We start from the raw sequence: 17,149 nt of genomic DNA, 5'->3' as shown, positions 1-17,149 counted from the left end.
ATCCAGCTGCCCCCACGCTCGACGCGGCTCACCCTACCGGAGGGTCGATACCTGAGCCCGTCTCCCATTCGAGGCGCCACCGAGTAGCTCCCGTAGCGATCTTGGACCCACTCCCCGACGTTGCCCGCGACATCGTGGAACCCAAAGCCGTTGAGGTCCTTCGTCCCGACCCGATGAGGGCGCCCGTTGGCGTTGCGCTCGACCCAGGCGAACCGTGCCAGGTCCTCGACCTCGTCTCCAAACCAGTAGAGCGCACGCTCACCGCCGCGCGTCGCGTACTCCCACTGGGCCTCCGTGGGCAGCGTCAGCCCAGCCCAGTCGCAGTAGGCCATGGCCTCGAACCAGCTGATGCCAACCACGGGCTGCTCCGGCTGGTTGAAGCGCTCGTCGTCCCAAAACGCCGGCAGGGGCGCCCCCGGGTTGGCCTCGAGGTAGCGCGCGTACTGGGCGTTGGTGACCTCCGTGCGGGCGAGGTAGAAGCCGTCGAGCTCGACCTCGTGGCGCGGGCGCTCTCGGATCATCCCCTCGCCATCGGAAGAGCCCATCAAAAACCGTCCGCCAGGGATGTAGACGAGCTCGACGCCATGAACAGTGAGGGGCTGCCCGGGGCTGGGCTCTCGGGTCGTCGGCCCGAGGATGACCCGCGGACTCGACCCCCCGCGGTGTCCTGCGACGGGCTCTGGCGGGGCAGGAAGGTCGGCGCAGCGCGTCGGCGAGTGCAGCGTGTCCACGTCCAGGGCCGAGAGCGCGCTGCATCCCCAGGCGTACCAGGTGTGCGGGCGAAGGTCGTGCACGCGAACCCTCCCCTCGCGCCCCGCGGTGATCAGCTGATCGCCCTGAGCGGAGAAGAGCAGGTCCAGGGCGCCTGCTCGGGGCAGCGAGACGATCGTCTCGCCGCTCGCCAGGTCCCAGACCCGCACGCTGTCGTCTTCACTCAGGCTGGCCAAACGCCTGCCATCCGGGGAAAACGCGAGACCGATCACGGGACCGGTGTGGCCCTCGAGGGCCGGCGCGGCTGTCGATGTGGGCGAGGTCAACGCACGCAGCTGGATCCGGTTGTCCCGCCCCGCGAGGGCGAGGTGCGTGTCCCCGGGAGAAAAGGCCGCGGCGGAGATCGTCGGCACGCGCTCGGGCTCGTCTTCCGTCAGGGGCAAGGCCCAGAGCGAGAGCGCTCCGTCTTCGTCGAGGGCGAGGAGATGGCCCCCCTCGGGAGACACCTCGACCCTGCGTGCGGGGGCCTCGAGCTCGAGAACCTCGTCTCTGTACGCGCCCGCAGTCGACCAGATCTCGGCGGTCTTGGTGACGTCCCGCGCGAGGACGAGGCCCTCGCCCCCGGGCATGAACGCGAGGTCTCGAATGCGGCCCTTCCCGAGCACGAGCGCCCGCTCAGACACATCCACGTCACCTTCCGGGTCGGTCCGCCACAGCCGCACGACGCCGTCCCAGCCCGCCGTGGCGAGGGTGCTCGAGTCGGGCGAGAAGGCCACGGCGTCGAGGTCGAGGTCGTGGCCGCGCAGGACCGCCCGCGGGGTCCAGGTCGCGGCGTCCCACCAGCGCGCGTCGTTGTCCCCGCCGGCCGTCGCCAGGTGACGGCCGTCGGGAGACAGCTCTAGATCATAGATGGGCTCGCCGTGCCCCTCGAGCTCGACGAGCGCGGGGCTGGGGTCGAGCCCCCAGACGCGGCCGCTCCCGTCCCAACTCGCCGTGCTCAGGTGGCGACCCGAGGGAGAAAAGGCCACGCCGACGACCGGCCCCTCGTGGGGGAAGCTCCGCAGGTGACGCTCCGTGGCGAGCTCCCACAAGTGGCCGGTCTCGTCGTCGAAGGTGCCCGTGGCCAACAGCTCCCCGTCGGGAGAAAAGGCCACGGTGTAGACGACCTGTCCGTGCGCCAAGGTGCTCCGCGCCTCCCCCGTGACCAGGTCCCAGACCCGCACGGTCTCGTCCTCACTCGCGCTCGCGAGCAGCGTCCCGTCCGGCGACAGCGCGAGGCCGCGGACCGGGGCGGTGTGGCCCACCAGAGGACCTCGCCGCTCGCCCGTGGTCGCGTCCCACAGTTGAACCTGCCCGCCCTCGTCCGCAGTGATGAGCTGGGTGCCGTCTTCGGAAAAACGCGCGGCCCGGACGGGGTGGTCGTGGTCCAAGACCAACAGCGCCTCGCCGCTAGCGGTGCTCCACACCGTGGCCTGCCCCGTGTGGCTCGCCGTGATCACGAGGGCCCCGTCCGGGCCAAAGGCCACGTCGTGCAGGGCGCTCACAGTCGTTCGCTCGGGGCCCTCGGGACGCAACACCACGGGCGACGACTCCGCGCTCAGGTCCCACACCCGCGCGCTCCCATCTCGGCCCGCGCTGGCGATGCGCGTGCCGTCGGGGCTGAAGTCCACGGCGAGCACGGGGCCCTCGTGGCCGTCGAGGCGCGTGCGCTCGACGGCCGTGTTCGCGTCCCAAACGCGGAGGCTTCCGTCGGCGCTGGCGGTGACGAGGGTCGCGCCGTCGGGGCTGTAGGCCAGATCGTGGAGCTCGCGTTCGTGGCCCAGGAGCCCCAATCCACCGCGCACGCTCTCCAAAGCGTGGGTCAGACCCGTGAACACGGCCTCTGGAACATCGCGCTCGTCGGGCTCGTAGGCGCCCACGGCCGTGACGAGCGCTTCGATCTCGTTGCCGGGAATGCGAGCGATGTCGGCGGCTAGGGCAGCGTCGCGCGCCCGCCGTTCGCGGTCGAGGGCGACGTTGCCCGCAGCGATCGCCTCGATCTGCTCCTGGAGCAGGGCGTCTTGGGCTGCGAGTTGACCGTTGATCCCCAAGACCACGACCACGACCACGGCCGCCGCCACGAGCAGACCCACGACCACCGCGGCGCCCACGCTGCGGCGGGCCCGAGCGGCCCGCTCCCCGGCGCGCAAGAACCCGTCTTCGCGGGGACCCAAGAGCACGCTCGAGCCCGCGAGGATCTCCCTCGCCAACCCGAGGCGCTCGTGGTCCCACAAGAACTCCCGGTCGCGCGCCGCGGCGTAGCGCTGGGCGTCGGCGGCGATCTCCTCGCGCAGGGCCAGCGCCCGGCGGTCGTCTTCGAGCCAGCCCCGCAGCGTGTCCCAGACCTGCACCAGCTTTTCGTGGGCGAGCTCCATGGTGTCCCGGTGCAGCACGAGCACTCGGGCCTCGACCACGAAGGCCTCGCGCACCCGGGTTGCGAGGGCGCCCTGGGCGAGCTCGGCCACGGGCACGGGGCGCCGGGTGAAGGGCGCGTTGCCGGGGCTCACGTGGACCAGGCGCGTCATCAGCTGACGCACAGCCGGCTCGGCTCGCGCTCCGTGCTCGAGCCGGAGCTGGTCGAGGGTGCGCTCCGCCGTGGCCGCGAGGGCCCCCTCGAGCCCGCCCAGCTCCTCGTAGACCGCGGCGCGCAGGGTCTTGTGGGTCTCGTCGCGCCGCTCCCACAGCTCGCCCAGCACGTACTGAAGCAGCGGGAGCCGCCCGGGCTCGGACGAGGCCAGCACGAGCTTGTCGACGAGGGCTGGCTCGATGCGGTAGCCCACCCGAGCCAGCGGCCGCTCGATCGTCGCGCGGACCTGGGCGGCGTCGAGGGTCGCCAGGGTGGCCCGGGCGCTCTCTCGCATCACCTGGCCCAGCCCCCCCGCCTGGAGGGCGGGCTGCAAAAAATCTGCCCGCAAGCTCGCCACCACCCACACGCGGCTGTCGAGTTGAACCTGGGGCTGGGTGGCCTCGACGAGGTTGGCCACGAAGGCCCTGGCCTCGCGCGCGGGCGCTGCTGCGTCCAGACCCGCCATGGTGAACAGCTCCTCGAGCTGATCGATGACCAACAACAGCCGGCCCTCGCGGCGGCTGAGGCTCGAGAGCAGGGACGCCGGGTTGTCGAGGAGCGCCGCCGCGCTCGGAGCACCCTCGCAGTGGGTCGCGAGGGCCCGCGCCAGCGCCTCGCAAGGTCGCGCGCCCGGCCGGAGGTAAGCCACGGACCAGTCCCGCGCGCCCAGAGCCCCGCACCGCAACGCCGGGCACAGCCCCGCCATCAGCAAGGAAGACTTGCCCGAGCCGGAGGCGCCCACCAGCGTCACGAAGCGCTCGCCTCGCTCGAGGGCCGCGAGCAAGCGGCTGACCTCCGCGCTCCGGCCAAACAGCCAGCGCGCGTGGGCTTCGCGGAAGGGCTCGAGGCCGCGGTAGGGGCTGAGCGCCCGCCCCTGGTCAGGCAGCGCTCCAACCGTCGTCGGGACCCCGCCCGCCGACGACGACTCCGCGGCGATCGGGCCGCGCCCCGTCTCGTAGGCGAGCCAGCGGCTGCGCTCGCGGTCGACCCCCACTCGGCGCGCGAGGGCCAGCACGTCGTCGGGCCAGCTCGCCTCGCGCATCCGCGTGGCGCCCCCAGGCGCTGGCGGGCTGACCGTCGACGGCAGGATCGCTCGGTAGACCGTCGCGGGCTCCCGCCGCTCTCGGGCTCGCACGGCGGCGTAGTAGCTCGCTCCGCGCGGGTCGTGACACGAGAGCAGCGCGGGCGCCTCGAGGATCGCGGCCTCGAGGCGCAGCGACCAGTCTGCCCCGGGCTCCAGCTCCCACAGGTCGATCCACGGCCGCACCCCGAGGGAGAGCAAGTCCTCGCACAAGCGCTGCGCTGCCGGGCGATCGCGGGGGTCGTAGAGCACCACGACGTGAGAGGGTGGCTCTCGCCCGTCCTCGTCGTGCTCGAGCTCGCCCACGACCAGCGTGCTCAGCAGGGCCTGCATCGAAGCGTGGCGCTCTCGAGGCTCGGGCGCGAGGCCCCGGCAGACCAGCTCGCGCAGCCACGCGGGGACCTGCGCGTCCACGGGCGGCTCGCGCAGCAGCCCCTTGGTCACGGCCTCGACCAGACCCTCGCGGGTGTCCGCGGCGAAGGGTCGCTCGCCGTAGAGGGCCTCGTAGAGCGCGATGCAAAAGCTGAACTGATCGCTCGCCGCCGTCGTCGCGCGCCCCTGAAACTGCTCCGGGGACATGTACGCTGGCGTGCCCAGGATCGCCCCGGTGCGGGTCAGCGTGGCCCCGCCTCCTCTACCCCGCGGGCGCCCCACCTTCGCCAGCGGCCGCTCCACCCCCAGCTCCTCCCCCTGGGTCCAGGCCAGGCCAAAGTCGAGCACGCGGACATGATCGCTGGCGTCGATCATCACGTTGTCCGGCTTGAAGTCCCGGTGGACCAGACCCCGCTGGTGCGCCGCCGCCAGCCCGCGCCCCGCCGCCTTGAAGGCCGTGAGCCGCTCGCGCTGCGAGCAGGGACCCTTGAGCCAGTCGCGCAGGGTCTGCCCCTCGACGTACTCCATGGCGATGTAGGTCGAGCCCTCGTGCTCCCCGATGCGATAGATGTCGATGACGTTCGGGTGGTCCACCCGCGCCATCGCCAGGGCCTCGCGCTCGAGCCGGACCTGGTGCGTGGGGTCGTCGCTCGGCTGGATGCACTTGAGGGCCGCCGGACGATCGAGCTGGAGGTCGTGCGCCAGGTAGACCGCCCCCATGCCGCCCTGGCCCAGCCTGCGCTGGAGCTCGTAGTGGCCCACGCGGGGAGGCAGCGCGCCCAAGCCCAGCCGGGCCTCGACGTGATAGCAGCTCAGCGCGAAGGCGAAGGGATCGGAGCGCTGCCTCGCCCCCACGCGGCGCAGCTCCCTCTCCGTGAGGGCGGACAGCCTCGACGGCATGGGCGGCACGTTCATCGGGCCTAGTGCCTCAGCTACCAGAAGCTCAGAGGGTGAGCTCGGAGTCCCGCGTGGTGGGCTCGGGGTCCACCTCGGAGTCGTCGTCCGGGCTCTCGAACAGGCACTCGCTCAGGTCGACGGCCCAGTGTTCGACGGCCTCCCTCGACTTCGCAACCGCCGACGGCCCCAGCTCGAGGGCAGCGATCGCTCTGCGCAGCTGCTCCCGGTAGGTGTGCATGCGCCCCCGCATCGTCGCCACCTCGGCGAGCCCGTAGGCGTCTGCGATCTCTCGGTAGGACATGCCCTCGATGTAGTAGAGCTGCAGCGCCGTCTGGCTATCGAGCGGCAAGCTCCTGAGGGCTTGGAGCAGCAGCTGAGCGTCCTGTCGCCCGCGCAGCTCGGTGCTGATGCGGGGACACAGGTCCAAGACGGAGTGCGTGAGGGGGTCGAACTTCCGCCGCTTGGTGATCGCCCGAAGGTGCTCGTAGAGCTTGAACCGCGCCGTCCCGTACACGTAGGCGCGGACCGAGCACGCCTCGCGGATCTTGCCCCGAGCGCTGACGAGGTGCATCAGCGTGTCCTGCACCAGATCGTGGGTGTCGCCCTCGAGGTGCGAGCGAAAATAGCGGATGAGCCCCGGGCTGAGCAGTCGAATGAGCTGAGAGCCTGCGTCCATGTCGCCGGCTTGCCAGCGAATGAGCAGCTGTGCCTCGTACTTCCGGGGGTCCATCGAATCATCCACCGCGCGAGTATATGGCCCTGTGGGTGGTCGTTCACAAACTAGAGGGCGTGATCTTTGAGAAATTCTCAAAGATCCACAAGGCGAGCGTCACTACGAACTCGGGAGACCATGTCAGATGGATGTGGGCTCCGAACCCCAGCTCGAGGGGCCCGTTCTCCGACATCACCATGCAAGTGCCGACCGCCATGCCCAGCTCGAGGTCGGGGGGCTGCGCGAACTCGTGGCGGGCCGGGGCTCGGTCACCGCGCGAGATGGCGATGGCGCCAATAAGCTGGCTACTCCGTCGCGCGGCCGAGCAAGCTCTCGAGCCCATCAAAGCCGTCGACCAGCAGGTGCCGGCGATGCGAGGGCGGGCCGAGGCGCTCGCGCAGCAGCTCGATGAACTCGCGCTGCTCCCTGGAGTTCGCCGCGGGGCCGTGGGCCAAGCGCGCGAGCAAGCGACGCGCCCGCTCGTGCTGGCGCAGCTGAAAGCGCTCCGCGGCGCCGACGACCTCGGCGTAGGCCTGCTCCCGCGGGAGGATGTCGCAGCACCACGAGGGCTCGCGCAGCAGCTCGACGCGGGCCCCACCAGGAGAGTCGAGCTCACCGCGGGCCGCGGCCTCCGCGTGCGCGCGCAGGGACTGATCGAACTTGGCGACGACCGCCCAGCCCGGGTAGCCGAGGGTGCCGACGACGAGGTGGGGGAAGGCCGCCCACACGCAGCGCTCGTCGTGGTAGTCGGCCTCGTCGACGAAGCGGGTCGAGAGCATGGCCTCGCTGCAGGCGTCGAGCAGGCGCTGCGCGGGCGGGTTGCCGGCGAAGGCGAGCTCGGTCCCGGCCATCCACACCCCGCCGTGCAGGGCCTTGGCCGGGCCGCCAAACTTGAGCAGGATGCGGACCAGGTTGAGCTTGCGGCGGTGCTCGGGGCGGAGGCGGCGGTGGGCGTGCAGCAGCGGCCCGGGGACGATCCAGCGCGCCGGATCGTGGTCGTGGCAGATCGCCATGTGCAGCCCGCCGTAGCCGTTGCTGCGCGCGAGCACCCCCGAGGCGCCGCGCTGGTCTCGGGCCAGGGCGCCGAGCTCAGGGAAGCGCTCGCCCAGGCCGACGCCGTCGACCCCGCCCATGGTCGCCACGCTCACGGAGTGCACGACCAGCGGCCACGAGTCGGCGTAGTGCCCGGCCGCGAGGGCGGCCAGGGTCCGGCTGTCGCGGACGTGGCCGCGGGGAGCGGAGTGGCGAAAGTAGGCCCGGCTGCGGACGTCCTGACCCGCCAGGGCCTGGTCGAACAGACGCACCGCCGCGCCGCCTTGGCTGTAGCCCGAGACCAGCAGCCGCGGGGGCTTGCCCCTCGCCTCGAGGCCCTGGGCCCGCCGCGCGAGCTCGAGCTCGAGCCGGCGCGCCTGGGCCAGCGCGACGTAGCGGGCGATGTTCTCGGCCCCGTCGATGGGCCAGCAGCGCGTCATCGCGATGGAGCGCACGCCGTTGGCGTAGGGCACGACCAGGGCGAAGCGCAGCCCGCCCGCGCTGAGCTCCTTGGCCAGGTTGACCCCGTAAAAGCGCGTGTAGGTCTCGGCCCGCACCGACCAAAAGCGCCGCGCCGTCCAGCTGCCGTGGCGCGGGCCGCTGGCGCTGATCAGGCCCTTGAGGCCCTCGCTGACGTTGTCGTCGCCGGTGCTCGCGGGGAACAGGTCGAAGGTCAGCACCGCGCCGGGGCGCGCCACGGCCACGCGCACGTAGGCCTCGATGACCACGCGCTCGAAGCGGAGCAGCCACTCGGGGTCGCCGACCAGCGCCGAGGCGCCCCGGGACGCGCGGCGGAAGGTGAACACGAAGTCCTCGATGCGCGCGGCGTAGTGGGCCCGAGCGCGGGCGCGCAGGGCCGCGTCATCGCGCTCGCACAAGCTCGCCGCGAGGGCCTCGATGGCCGCCTCGAAGCTGCCGAGCTCGACGGCGTCGCGCACCGCAGACAACGCGTGGTCGTAGACGAAGAACAGCAGGCCGTCGTCGGCGATCAGCTGCATCTCCCAGGCCGCGTGGGTCCGCGGCAGGCCCATGGCGCCGTAGAGGTTGCGGCGATCTCCCAGCACGCAGGGGAACAGGTGCAGCGCGCTCGAGCGCGGCCCGCCCTTGCGACCGTGGCGGAGCGCTTCGAGCCAAGACGAGAGGAAGGCCCGCAGCTGCGAGCCCTCGACGCAGGGGCCGTCCATGGTCCCCACTCTATCAGCTCGTCAGGCGCCGGCGCCCAAGCTCAAGCCCTCCTGGGTCGCCCACAGGGCGAGGATCCGCCGGGGGAAGCCGCGGCATTGGCGATTCGCATATCCCCGGACCTGGATGATCCGCCGCGTGCTTGGGATCACCTCGATCGTATAGCGCCGCTCGAACGCGCCGTCGCCCTCGCGCCGGCGCAGGGACCAGATGCTCGAGATGCCCGCGATACAGCGATCCGCGTAGGTCGCCACGCAATGGCGCAAGGCCTGGCCCTCGATGCTCAGCTCGACCGAAGAAGTCAGCTCGGTCAGGCACCACTGCACCGCCGACCCCCCGGCGAGCGCCGGGAGCTGGGGCGCGGCCACACCGGGGCGTTGCTCCAAGGTCACCGAACGGTAGCCCGACGCCCCCCAGTCGCCGCCGCGCAGGCGTCGACGCCGGGCGCGGCGGCTCTCGACGCCGCCCCGGAGCAGACGAATCATCGAGCCGAGGGTCCGCCCGGCGATGGACCAGCGCGGCTGCGGCGGGCCCATGCTCACCTCGCCGCCGAAGGTCCACACCCGCGACTCGCGAAAGCGGAGCGCCACGATGAACTCGAGCAGCTCGCCGATGAGGGTCGCGTCGAGGCGCGGGTCATCTTCGTTGTTGACGAAGAAGTGCATCACGCCGCGCCAGAACGCCTCGGCCTCTGGGGTCCACACCCGCCGCAGCCCCTCGAAGGCGAGCACGGCGTCGGCGAGGGCCTCCGAGCCCCCCAGGCCCAGGATCTCGGCCCGGCGAATCGCCGCGCCCAGGCGCAGGTGAACCGGCGACGTCAACAGCACGCGCTCCATCTTGCGGCTAAAGCCCGGCGGGAAGCCGGCGAGGCGGCGGACCGCCGTGCCCTTGCCGTGATCCACGAACCACTGCTGCTCCTGGGCGCTGCCGCCGAGCCACGCCGAGGTGAAGCAGCGCGGGACGGGGTAGCGGGCGAGCAGGTGCTCGGCCAGGGAGTGGATGAGCCCGTGCATGTCCTCGCACTCGGGCCGCCACTCCCAGGTCTCGCGGATGAACGCCTCGCTGCGCCGGGCGAGGGCCATGAGGGCGTCGATGATCCGGCGGTAGCGCGTCCGATCGCCCACGGGGCGCAGCAAGTCGCTGCGCTCGCGCACGGTGATCAGCAGCTGGGTGAAGGTCGCCTGCGCGAGCCAGTCGGTGCCGAGGCGGAGGTAGCCCCGCCGGACCTGGCGATCGAGGAATACGCGGTTGCGACGATGGAAGGCAGAAGCGATGAGGGTGGTCGAGGTCGAGGTCGACGCGGACATGCGATAACGAGCCATGATGATCTCCCGGGCGAGGCGAAGCTCCGCCCCTCCGGCGCGGCCGTCGATCATCGATGCGTGGATCGAGGGTTCGAGCGCGGAAGCGGGCGCGAGCCGAGCTCACGGCGAGACCAGGTGGCTACGCCGCGACGTCGTGAACGCACGCGGAGCCCCTCCGAGCGCAGCGACGGCCTGGCCACACCGACCGGCCTTCGCCCCTCACTCGAGATGGGTGTTCGCTCCGCGTCGCCGCTCAGGAGAACATGCACACGGTCTGACGCAGGTCCCCGGTCGAGTCAAGGCAGAATCTTCGACGGCGCGAGGTCGCGGTCTCACGGCTCCGCGAGGTCCCCAGTCACCCAGTTTCGCTCGGCCTCGCCCTCGACCTCGGCGTTCGCCGACTGTGCACATTCACATTCCCCATTTGGATACTTTGGACTTCGATTCAGTCGCGCCCAACCGCGATAGGCTGACGCCATGGACTTCGAGGGCGCATTCGATGAAGAGCTCGGTGAGATTCTCGCGTCGAGGGGGGAGCCGGACGCCGACGAGGCCCGGCGCCGGGAGCTGGCCCGCGATCTGGTCGGGCTGTGCTTCAGCGGCGGCGGCATCCGCTCGTCGACCTTCAACCTCGGCATCGTCCGCGGCCTGTACCGCTGGGGCGTGCTGCAGACCGTCGACTACCTGAGCACGGTCTCGGGGGGCGGGTACATCGGCAGCCACGTCGCCGACGTCTACCGCCTCGGCGAACAGGCCAAGCTGCTCGCGCCGGGCAACCCCGAGGGCGTCGAGCGCCTGCGCAAGCGCGGCCGCTTCTTGACGCCGACCGGGAGCCTGGGCGAGTGGCTGCAAGGCTTCGGCGGCCTCGGGGCGGGGGTGCTGTGGAACGCGGCGGTGTTCGTGATCCTGGCCCTGGTCCTGGCCGCGACCTTCTCCTTCTTTTTGACCCCCGCGGGGGCCTGGCGCTTCGACTTCCCCCACGGCTACGCCTCGGCGAGCGTCGTGGGCCTGGCGGTCCTCGGGATCATGCTCTCGGCCCTGGGCGAGCGCACGCCGCCCGCGGGTCTGTTCGTCGGCCTGCTCGTGGCCACGGCGCTGGTCGCCATGATGGACGGCCTGCCCGCCCTGCTCGACTACTTCCTGACCCGCGACGAGGGCCTGACCGTCGCGGCGATCGGCTCCGGCGCGGCGGCGCTGGTCGGCCGCGTCGGCCTGGGCGGGGACACCAAGCTGCCCCCGGCCGTCTACCTCACCCTCGCGCGCGCGGTCGCCTTCTTGCTCGCGGTGTTCTTGCCCCTGTGCCTGTTCCTGCTCCTGCTGTGCAAGCTGCTCCCCGCCCCGCCGACCACCGTCCTGATCGGACAGCTGGCGTGCTTCGGCCTGCTCGTGGTGTTCCTGGTCGTCGACTTCAACCGCGTCTCCTTGCACCCCTTCTACCGCGACCGCATCGGCGCGACCTTCCTGGCCACCGAGCGCGGGGCCGACGAGCAGCCCAAGCCGCCGCCGAAGCTCAGCGCCTTCGCCGGCAAGCCCGGACCCCTGCACCTGATCAACGTCGCGCTCAACGTGCCCGCCGACGACGACCTGCACCTGCGCGACCGGCTCGCGGACTTCTTCACCCTCTCGCGGCTGCACGCGGGCAGCGAGCGGACCGGCTACGTGCCCATCGCCAAGCTCCAGGCCGCCCACCCCGAGTTCACGGCGGCCAGCGCCGTGGCGATCAGCGGCGCCGCGGCCTCGCCCAACATGGGCTCGTACACGGACTCGCTGCTGCGCCCGTTGATGACCGCGCTCAACATCCGCATGGGCTATTGGCTGGCCAACCCCAAGCGCCTGCGCGAGGCCACCCGCAAGCCGTGGCGGTGGGTCCCGCGCTTGCCCACCCTATTTTTGGAGATGGCGGGCTCGCTGACCTCGAAGGGCCGGCTGGTCAACATCTCCGACGGCGGCCACCTCGAGAACCTCGGGGCCATGGAGCTGCTCCGGCGCCGGTGCACCTTCATCATCATCGGCGACGGCGGGGCCGACCCCGAGGCCAGCCTCGGCGAGCTGGCGATCCTGATCCGCTTCGCCGCCCGCGACCTCGGGGCGACCATCGAGATCGACGTCGACGACCTGCGCCGCGACGAGCGCGGCTTCAGCACCAAGCAGGCCGCCCTCGGCATTGTGATCTACGCCGACGGCAGCGTCGGCCGGCTCCTCTACCTCAAGTCGACGGTCACCGGGCTCGAAGCGCCCGACGTGCGCTACTACCAGATCGCCCACCCCGACTTCCCGTCCGAGTCGACCGCCGACCAGTGGTTCGACGACGCCCAGTTCGACGCCTACCTGCGCCTGGGCGAGGACGTCGTCGACAGCCTGTTCCACCAGCTCGGCTACGTCGACCCAAGCGAGGCCGCGATCACCAAGGCCAGCTTGCCCGAGCGGCTCGCGGCCCTCGGCGTGGTCCTGGCCCCGTGCTCGCGCAGCCAGTCGACCGAGCTCATGAGCCAGCTGCGCGCCGTCCAGACCGAGCTCATGCGCCCGGAGTTCGCCGCCTACCGCCTCGAGCTCACCCCGACCATCCACCGCGACCCCGCCGGCATCCCCGACCGCGAGCTCAACCGCTACACGCCCCTGGTCATGATGCAGCTCCAGCTGATGCACGGCGCGGTCCTCGAGCTCGGCCTGATCGACGCCGAGAAGCGCCAGGCCCTGGCCAACCGCGGGTGGATGAATCTGTTCCAGCGCTGGGCCCAGAGCAGCGCCTTTCGCCGGCTCACCCTCGTGTGCCTGCCCTCTTTCGGAGCCAGCTTGAGCCACTTCGTCGACGTCGCGCTGCACCTGGGCACGACCTACACCTGGGGCCCGCTCGAGGGCGAGGACGGGATCCTCGGGCTGGTCGAGGCGACCCCGGAGCAGCACGGCATGCTCGTGGGCCTGGCCCACTACGAGGGGGCGCTCGACGCTGGCCCCCGGGTGAAGCGCCTCGTCATGCGCGGCGGCCTCGGCGGGCGGGACCGCGTCGAGCTGGCGATCGCGGCGCTGCGCGAGACCCATCCTCGGGTCGAGTTCGTCGGCGCGGCGAAGAAGATCGTCGAGCGCCTGACCCCGGACGCCTACGCCAACCGGGCCCACGAGCGCGAGTGGACCGCGGACGACGAGGCCCTCCTGCTCGCGTTCACGCGCCGCTACGCCGAGCCCGAGTCCAAGGCGCAGAGCCCAAAGCCGAGTCCAACCTTGCAAGCCCGGACGCAAGCCCAGGCCACGACGACGCCCGAGCCCCCCAGGGTCGACGAGCGACCCGAGGACGACGAGTTCGGGCCCCCGCCCAGCCCCTTCGGCGCCATCAACGTGATGTCCTTCGGCGTGACATCCCAGCGCAGCCCGACCCACGACGACGATGACGATGACGACCGCTCATGAGCGTAGCGCTGCCCGTCGCCAAGGCCGGTCCCCGCCCTCCCCGCCCATCTGGGCGCTCCCCCTCGACGCGGCCGCCCTTCGCAAGGCAGGATCCGCACGATGGCCACCGCTGACTCGCACCCAGCCGCCCACTTCGTCCACGCGTTTCACGAGCAGCTGACGCGGTGGTTCTCGGGCAGTCACGAGCGCGAGGCGACCCTCGCCGCGCTCGCGGCCACCTGCCCCCCGACCATGAGCCTGGTCTACCCGAGCGGGCTCGAGCTCAGCGGCGACGCCTTCATCGACAGCATCGCCGGGCTCCACGGCAAGAGCCCAGGCTTCGAAGCCACGATCACCGACCTCGAGCTGCTCCACGCCGGGCCCGAACACGCGGTGGTCCGCTACGTCGAGGGGCAGACCGGGGCGAAGCAGTCGGCGGCCAGCAACCGGCGCTCCGCCTTTGCGCTCATCGAACGCAGCGAGGGTCGCTGGCGGTGGCGCCACATCCAGGAGACCCCGATGCCGTCCGAGGCGGGGGAAGCGTCGGCGTGAGCGCTGCGAGCCCGAGCCCCGACTCGAGCCTGGCCCCGTGGTCCGAGCGCCTGCTCGCCGCCAACCCAGGCCTCGCCCGCCACCCCAGGGCCGAGCTGCTCGCCGCCGTCGCGGGCGCGGCCCTCGAGGCCGTCGATCCGCAGACCTGCGTGCGACGCCACGTCCACCTGCTGCGCAAGCCCAAGGGCGCGTCGGTGGTGGTCGGGGAGTTCGTGTTCGATCTCGCCGACGACCCCGCGCAGCCCGGCCCGGCGGAGCACGGTCGGGTGTGGATCTTTGGCGCGGGCAAGGCCAGCGAGCGCACCGCCGCGGCCCTCGTCGAGCGCCTCGGAGGGGCCGAGGCGGGCCGCGTCGCGGGCGGCTTGGTGATCGCCAAGCACCGCGACCCCGAGCTCGCCGACGCGCCCGAGCGCCTCAGGCCCGTCGAGGTCGTCCTCGGCGATCACCCCCTGCCCGGCCCCAAGAGCGCGGCCGCGTGCGCGCGTTTGCGCGAGCTCGCGCGCCAGGTCCAGCCCCGCGACCTCGTGCTGTGCCCGATCAGCGGCGGCTCCTCGGCCCTGCTCAGCGATCCGGTGCTGCCCGCCGAGGAGTGGTCGGCCATGGTCGCGCACTTCCTGAGCCGCGACGTGCCGATCCACCCCATCAACTGGCTGCGGCGGCGCTGCGACGCCCTCAAGGCCGGCGGCCTCGCCCGGCTGTTCGCCCCCGCGGCCGTGGTCTCGCTGATCATCTCCGACGTGATCGGGGACGAGCTCGCGCTGATCGGCTCGGGGCCGACGATCTACCCCGACAAGCGCGAGCCCGAGCTCGACACCATCCGCCGCGATCTGGGCGACGCGCTCAGCGAATTCCTCCGCGACCACCCGACCACGCGCGCTTTCCTCGACGACCCCCCGCCCCTGCCCGAGCCGCCCCGGGACGAGTCCGGCGCGGCCCAGCAGGTCCACCACGTGCTGCTCGCGCGCAACGGCGACGCGCGCGAGGCCGCCTGCGCGACGGCCCGCAGCCACGGCCTCGACGCCGTGGTCTTGCTGCCCGCGCTGAGCGGACCCGCTGCCGACGAGGGCCGCCGCCTCGGCCAGCTGCTCGTCGACATGCCCGAGGACCTCCCCGTGCGCAGCCCGGCGTGCATCGTCACGGGCGGCGAGACGACCGTGAACCTCGAGCTCGGGGCGAGCGGCGCTGGCGGGCGCAACCAGGAGCTCGCCCTCGCCGCGGCCGCTCCCCTGGCCACGCTGCGCGCAGGACGAGATCGGCCGCGCGAGCGCGCCGTGCTCCTGACCCTCGCGACCGACGGCGAGGATGGGCCCACCGACGCGGCGGGGGCCCTCGTCGATCCGAGCACCGAGGCGCGGGCCCAAGCCGACGGCCTCGATCCCGAGCAGGCCCTGCGCGCGCACGACAGCCACACCCTGCTCGCGCGCCTCGAAGACACCCTGCGCACCGGGCCCACCGGCACCAACGTGTGCGACCTCGCGCTGTTGTTTCGCTTCGACTAGTTTCGACCCCCGCCCAAATTGCACGTGGGAACTCTCCAATCAGCGTACCAATGGATGGTGATAGGGTCTCCGCGTGCGCAGTGATCGCGAGCTCTACGCCGATTGGAGCCAGGGCAACAAGGCCGCTGGCGCCGAGCTCTTCGATCGCCACTTCCCCGCGGTCTACCGCTTTTTCCGCAACAAAGTCGGCGATGACTTCGAGGATCTGGTCCAGCAGACCTTCACGGCGCTGCTCGAGTCCAAGGACCGCTTCCGCCAGGACAGCAGCTTTCGAACCTTCGTGTTCGCCATCGCCAACAACATCCTCCGGGCCTACTTTCGCGAACGTCGCCGCGACCGCCTGGAGTTCACCGACATCACCGCGCACGACCTCCACCCCGGGCCCTCGACCATCGTCGCCCGCGCCCGCGAGCAGCAGCTGCTCGTCGAGGCCCTGCGCCGCATCCCCCTCGAGCACCAGGTGATCCTCGAGCTCTTTTACTGGGAGAGCCTGACCGCTCGGGCCGTCGGGGAGATCATCGGCGAGAGCGAGTACACCGTGCGCAACCGCCTGCGCCGGGGCAAGGAGCTGCTGCGCCGGCACATCACCGAGCTCGAGACCAACCCCAAGGTGCTCGAGAGCACGCTCGGCGGGCTCGACCGCTGGGTCAAGAGCATCCACGAAGGCATCGAGTAGCGCGGATTTTTCCGCGCCCGCGCACGCCCTGCTGCCGAGCTCGCAGACCGAACGAGCGCGCGCGCGAGTTCGCCACCTCCCGCGCCCATCGGCACACACCGAGCGCAGTGGATGTTGTTAGGATGGCCGCATGCTCGAGCGATTGCAGGCTGCGGCCGTATCCACCGCGCTCATCCTCGCCCCCCTGCCCGCGCTCGCGGCGAGTCCCGAGGCAGCCCCCGCGGAGACGGAGCCGGCGGCCGCTCAACCTGCCCCGGCCCAGCCCGTCGCCCAGACGCCCCTGGCTCAGGCCGAGGCCCTCTACAACGAGGGCCGCACGCACTTCGAGACCGCCGAGTACATCCAGGCCCTGATCGCGTGGAACAAGGCCTACGTGCTCCTCGACAGCTCCCCCGAGCACCGAGGCACGCGCACGGCCCTCGCCTACAACATCGCCGAGGGCCACAAGCACGCCTACGAGGTGTCGCGCAACCCCGAGCACCTGCACGAGGCCAAGCGCCTGCTGACCAGCCGCAAGACCGAGCTCGCCGGCCTCGACCAGAACGACCCGGCCGTGGCCACCGACCAGGCCCAGACCGACGAGCGCATCGCCCAGCTCGACGAGCTCCTCTACGCCGCAGGCGCCCGCGGCGAGGTCTCTCAGGTCCTGCCTCAGGGCACCACCTTCGTCTACGACGAGCCCGCGACCGCGGCCCCAGCCCACACCACTCCCGCCGCCGCCCCGGCCAAGCCCATGAGCCCCAAGCAGCAGTGGGAGCACGAGGTCAAGCAAGACCCCGAGCTCGGGCCCAAGTGGGCGAAGAGCAAAAAACAGTTCAGCGGCGGCGTGGTGATGCTCAGCGTCGGCGGCGGCCTGGGATTGATCTCCGCCGGCGCCTTCGTCCTGGGCGCCCCCTTCAGCCCCTTCCAGTGGTTCCTGATCGGCACCGGCGCGGTGTTTGGAGCCGCGGCCATCGGCCTGCTCGCGGGCGGCGGCGTGTCCCTGTCCCGGGGCATCAAGGGCAAGAACGAGGTCTACGCAGCCAAGCCCCGACCCACGACCTGGCTCGTGCCCATGCCGATGATGACCGCGGCCGAGACGGGCGAGGGGACGCGCGTGGGGGTCGGCGCCGGGCTCGGCGTGGTCGGTCGGTTCTGACTTC

General features: G+C 71.8%; 9 protein-coding genes. 5 read left to right on the top strand and 4 right to left on the bottom strand.

Annotation, left to right across the window (positions count from 1 at the left end):
- The 4 genes from PPSIR1_RS33895 to PPSIR1_RS33875 all read right to left on the bottom strand — a co-directional run.
- Positions 1-5,684, bottom strand: a 5,684-nt coding sequence (locus PPSIR1_RS33895; RefSeq protein ID WP_006975768.1) for an nSTAND1 domain-containing NTPase, incomplete at its 3' end; no start/stop codon positions are given.
- Positions 5,685-5,712: 28 nt separating this feature from the next.
- Positions 5,713-6,408: an RNA polymerase sigma factor gene (locus PPSIR1_RS33890; RefSeq protein ID WP_006975767.1), complete on the bottom strand. Its 696-nt coding sequence runs from the start codon at positions 6,406-6,408 to the stop codon at positions 5,713-5,715.
- 275 nt (positions 6,409-6,683) lie between these two features.
- A complete protein-coding gene (locus PPSIR1_RS33880; RefSeq protein ID WP_006975765.1) occupies positions 6,684-8,594 on the bottom strand; it encodes a hypothetical protein in 1,911 nt (636 codons plus the stop codon).
- 21 nt (positions 8,595-8,615) lie between these two features.
- Positions 8,616-9,968: a PcfJ domain-containing protein gene (locus PPSIR1_RS33875; RefSeq protein ID WP_006975764.1), complete on the bottom strand. Its 1,353-nt coding sequence runs from the start codon at positions 9,966-9,968 to the stop codon at positions 8,616-8,618.
- A 405-nt stretch (positions 9,969-10,373) separates the two neighbouring features.
- Between PPSIR1_RS33875 and PPSIR1_RS33870 the strand changes: the two genes are divergently transcribed.
- From PPSIR1_RS33870 to PPSIR1_RS33850, 5 genes are all read left to right on the top strand, one after another.
- On the top strand, positions 10,374-13,301 hold the full coding sequence (locus PPSIR1_RS33870; RefSeq protein ID WP_006975763.1) for a hypothetical protein: 2,928 nt from the start codon (positions 10,374-10,376) through the stop codon (positions 13,299-13,301).
- Between the two features lie 99 nt (positions 13,302-13,400).
- Positions 13,401-13,832, top strand: a complete 432-nt coding sequence (locus PPSIR1_RS49710) for a DUF4440 domain-containing protein (RefSeq protein WP_006975762.1) — start codon at positions 13,401-13,403, stop codon at positions 13,830-13,832.
- Entirely contained in the window at positions 13,829-15,331 is a 1,503-nt protein-coding gene (locus PPSIR1_RS33860; RefSeq protein ID WP_006975761.1) for a glycerate kinase type-2 family protein, read from the top strand. Before PPSIR1_RS49710 ends, PPSIR1_RS33860 begins: the two co-directional genes overlap by 4 nt.
- A gap of 73 nt (positions 15,332-15,404) precedes the next feature.
- Positions 15,405-16,007, top strand: coding sequence for an RNA polymerase sigma factor (locus PPSIR1_RS33855; RefSeq protein WP_006975760.1), 603 nt, complete (start codon positions 15,405-15,407; stop codon positions 16,005-16,007).
- Between the two features lie 130 nt (positions 16,008-16,137).
- Positions 16,138-17,145: a hypothetical protein gene (locus PPSIR1_RS33850; protein ID WP_006975759.1), complete on the top strand. Its 1,008-nt coding sequence runs from the start codon at positions 16,138-16,140 to the stop codon at positions 17,143-17,145.
- Positions 17,146-17,149: the final 4 nt, after the last annotated feature.

Origin of the sequence: Plesiocystis pacifica SIR-1, from assembly GCF_000170895.1 — a bacterium.
Lineage (GTDB): Bacteria > Myxococcota_A > Polyangia > Nannocystales > Nannocystaceae > Plesiocystis > Plesiocystis pacifica.
This window is presented reverse-complemented; position numbering and strand designations above follow the sequence as displayed.

Excerpts from the sequence above, each read along its gene's own strand:
- PPSIR1_RS33880 (WP_006975765.1), bottom strand. The coding sequence starts at position 8,594 with ATGGACGGCCCCTGCGTCGAGGGCTCGCAGCTGCGGGCCTTCCTCTCG.
- PPSIR1_RS33875 (WP_006975764.1), bottom strand. The coding sequence starts at position 9,968 with ATGATCGACGGCCGCGCCGGAGGGGCGGAGCTTCGCCTCGCCCGGGAG.
- PPSIR1_RS33870 (WP_006975763.1), top strand. The coding sequence starts at position 10,374 with ATGGACTTCGAGGGCGCATTCGATGAAGAGCTCGGTGAGATTCTCGCG.
- PPSIR1_RS49710 (WP_006975762.1), top strand. The coding sequence starts at position 13,401 with ATGGCCACCGCTGACTCGCACCCAGCCGCCCACTTCGTCCACGCGTTT.
- PPSIR1_RS33850 (WP_006975759.1), top strand. The coding sequence starts at position 16,138 with ATGCTCGAGCGATTGCAGGCTGCGGCCGTATCCACCGCGCTCATCCTC.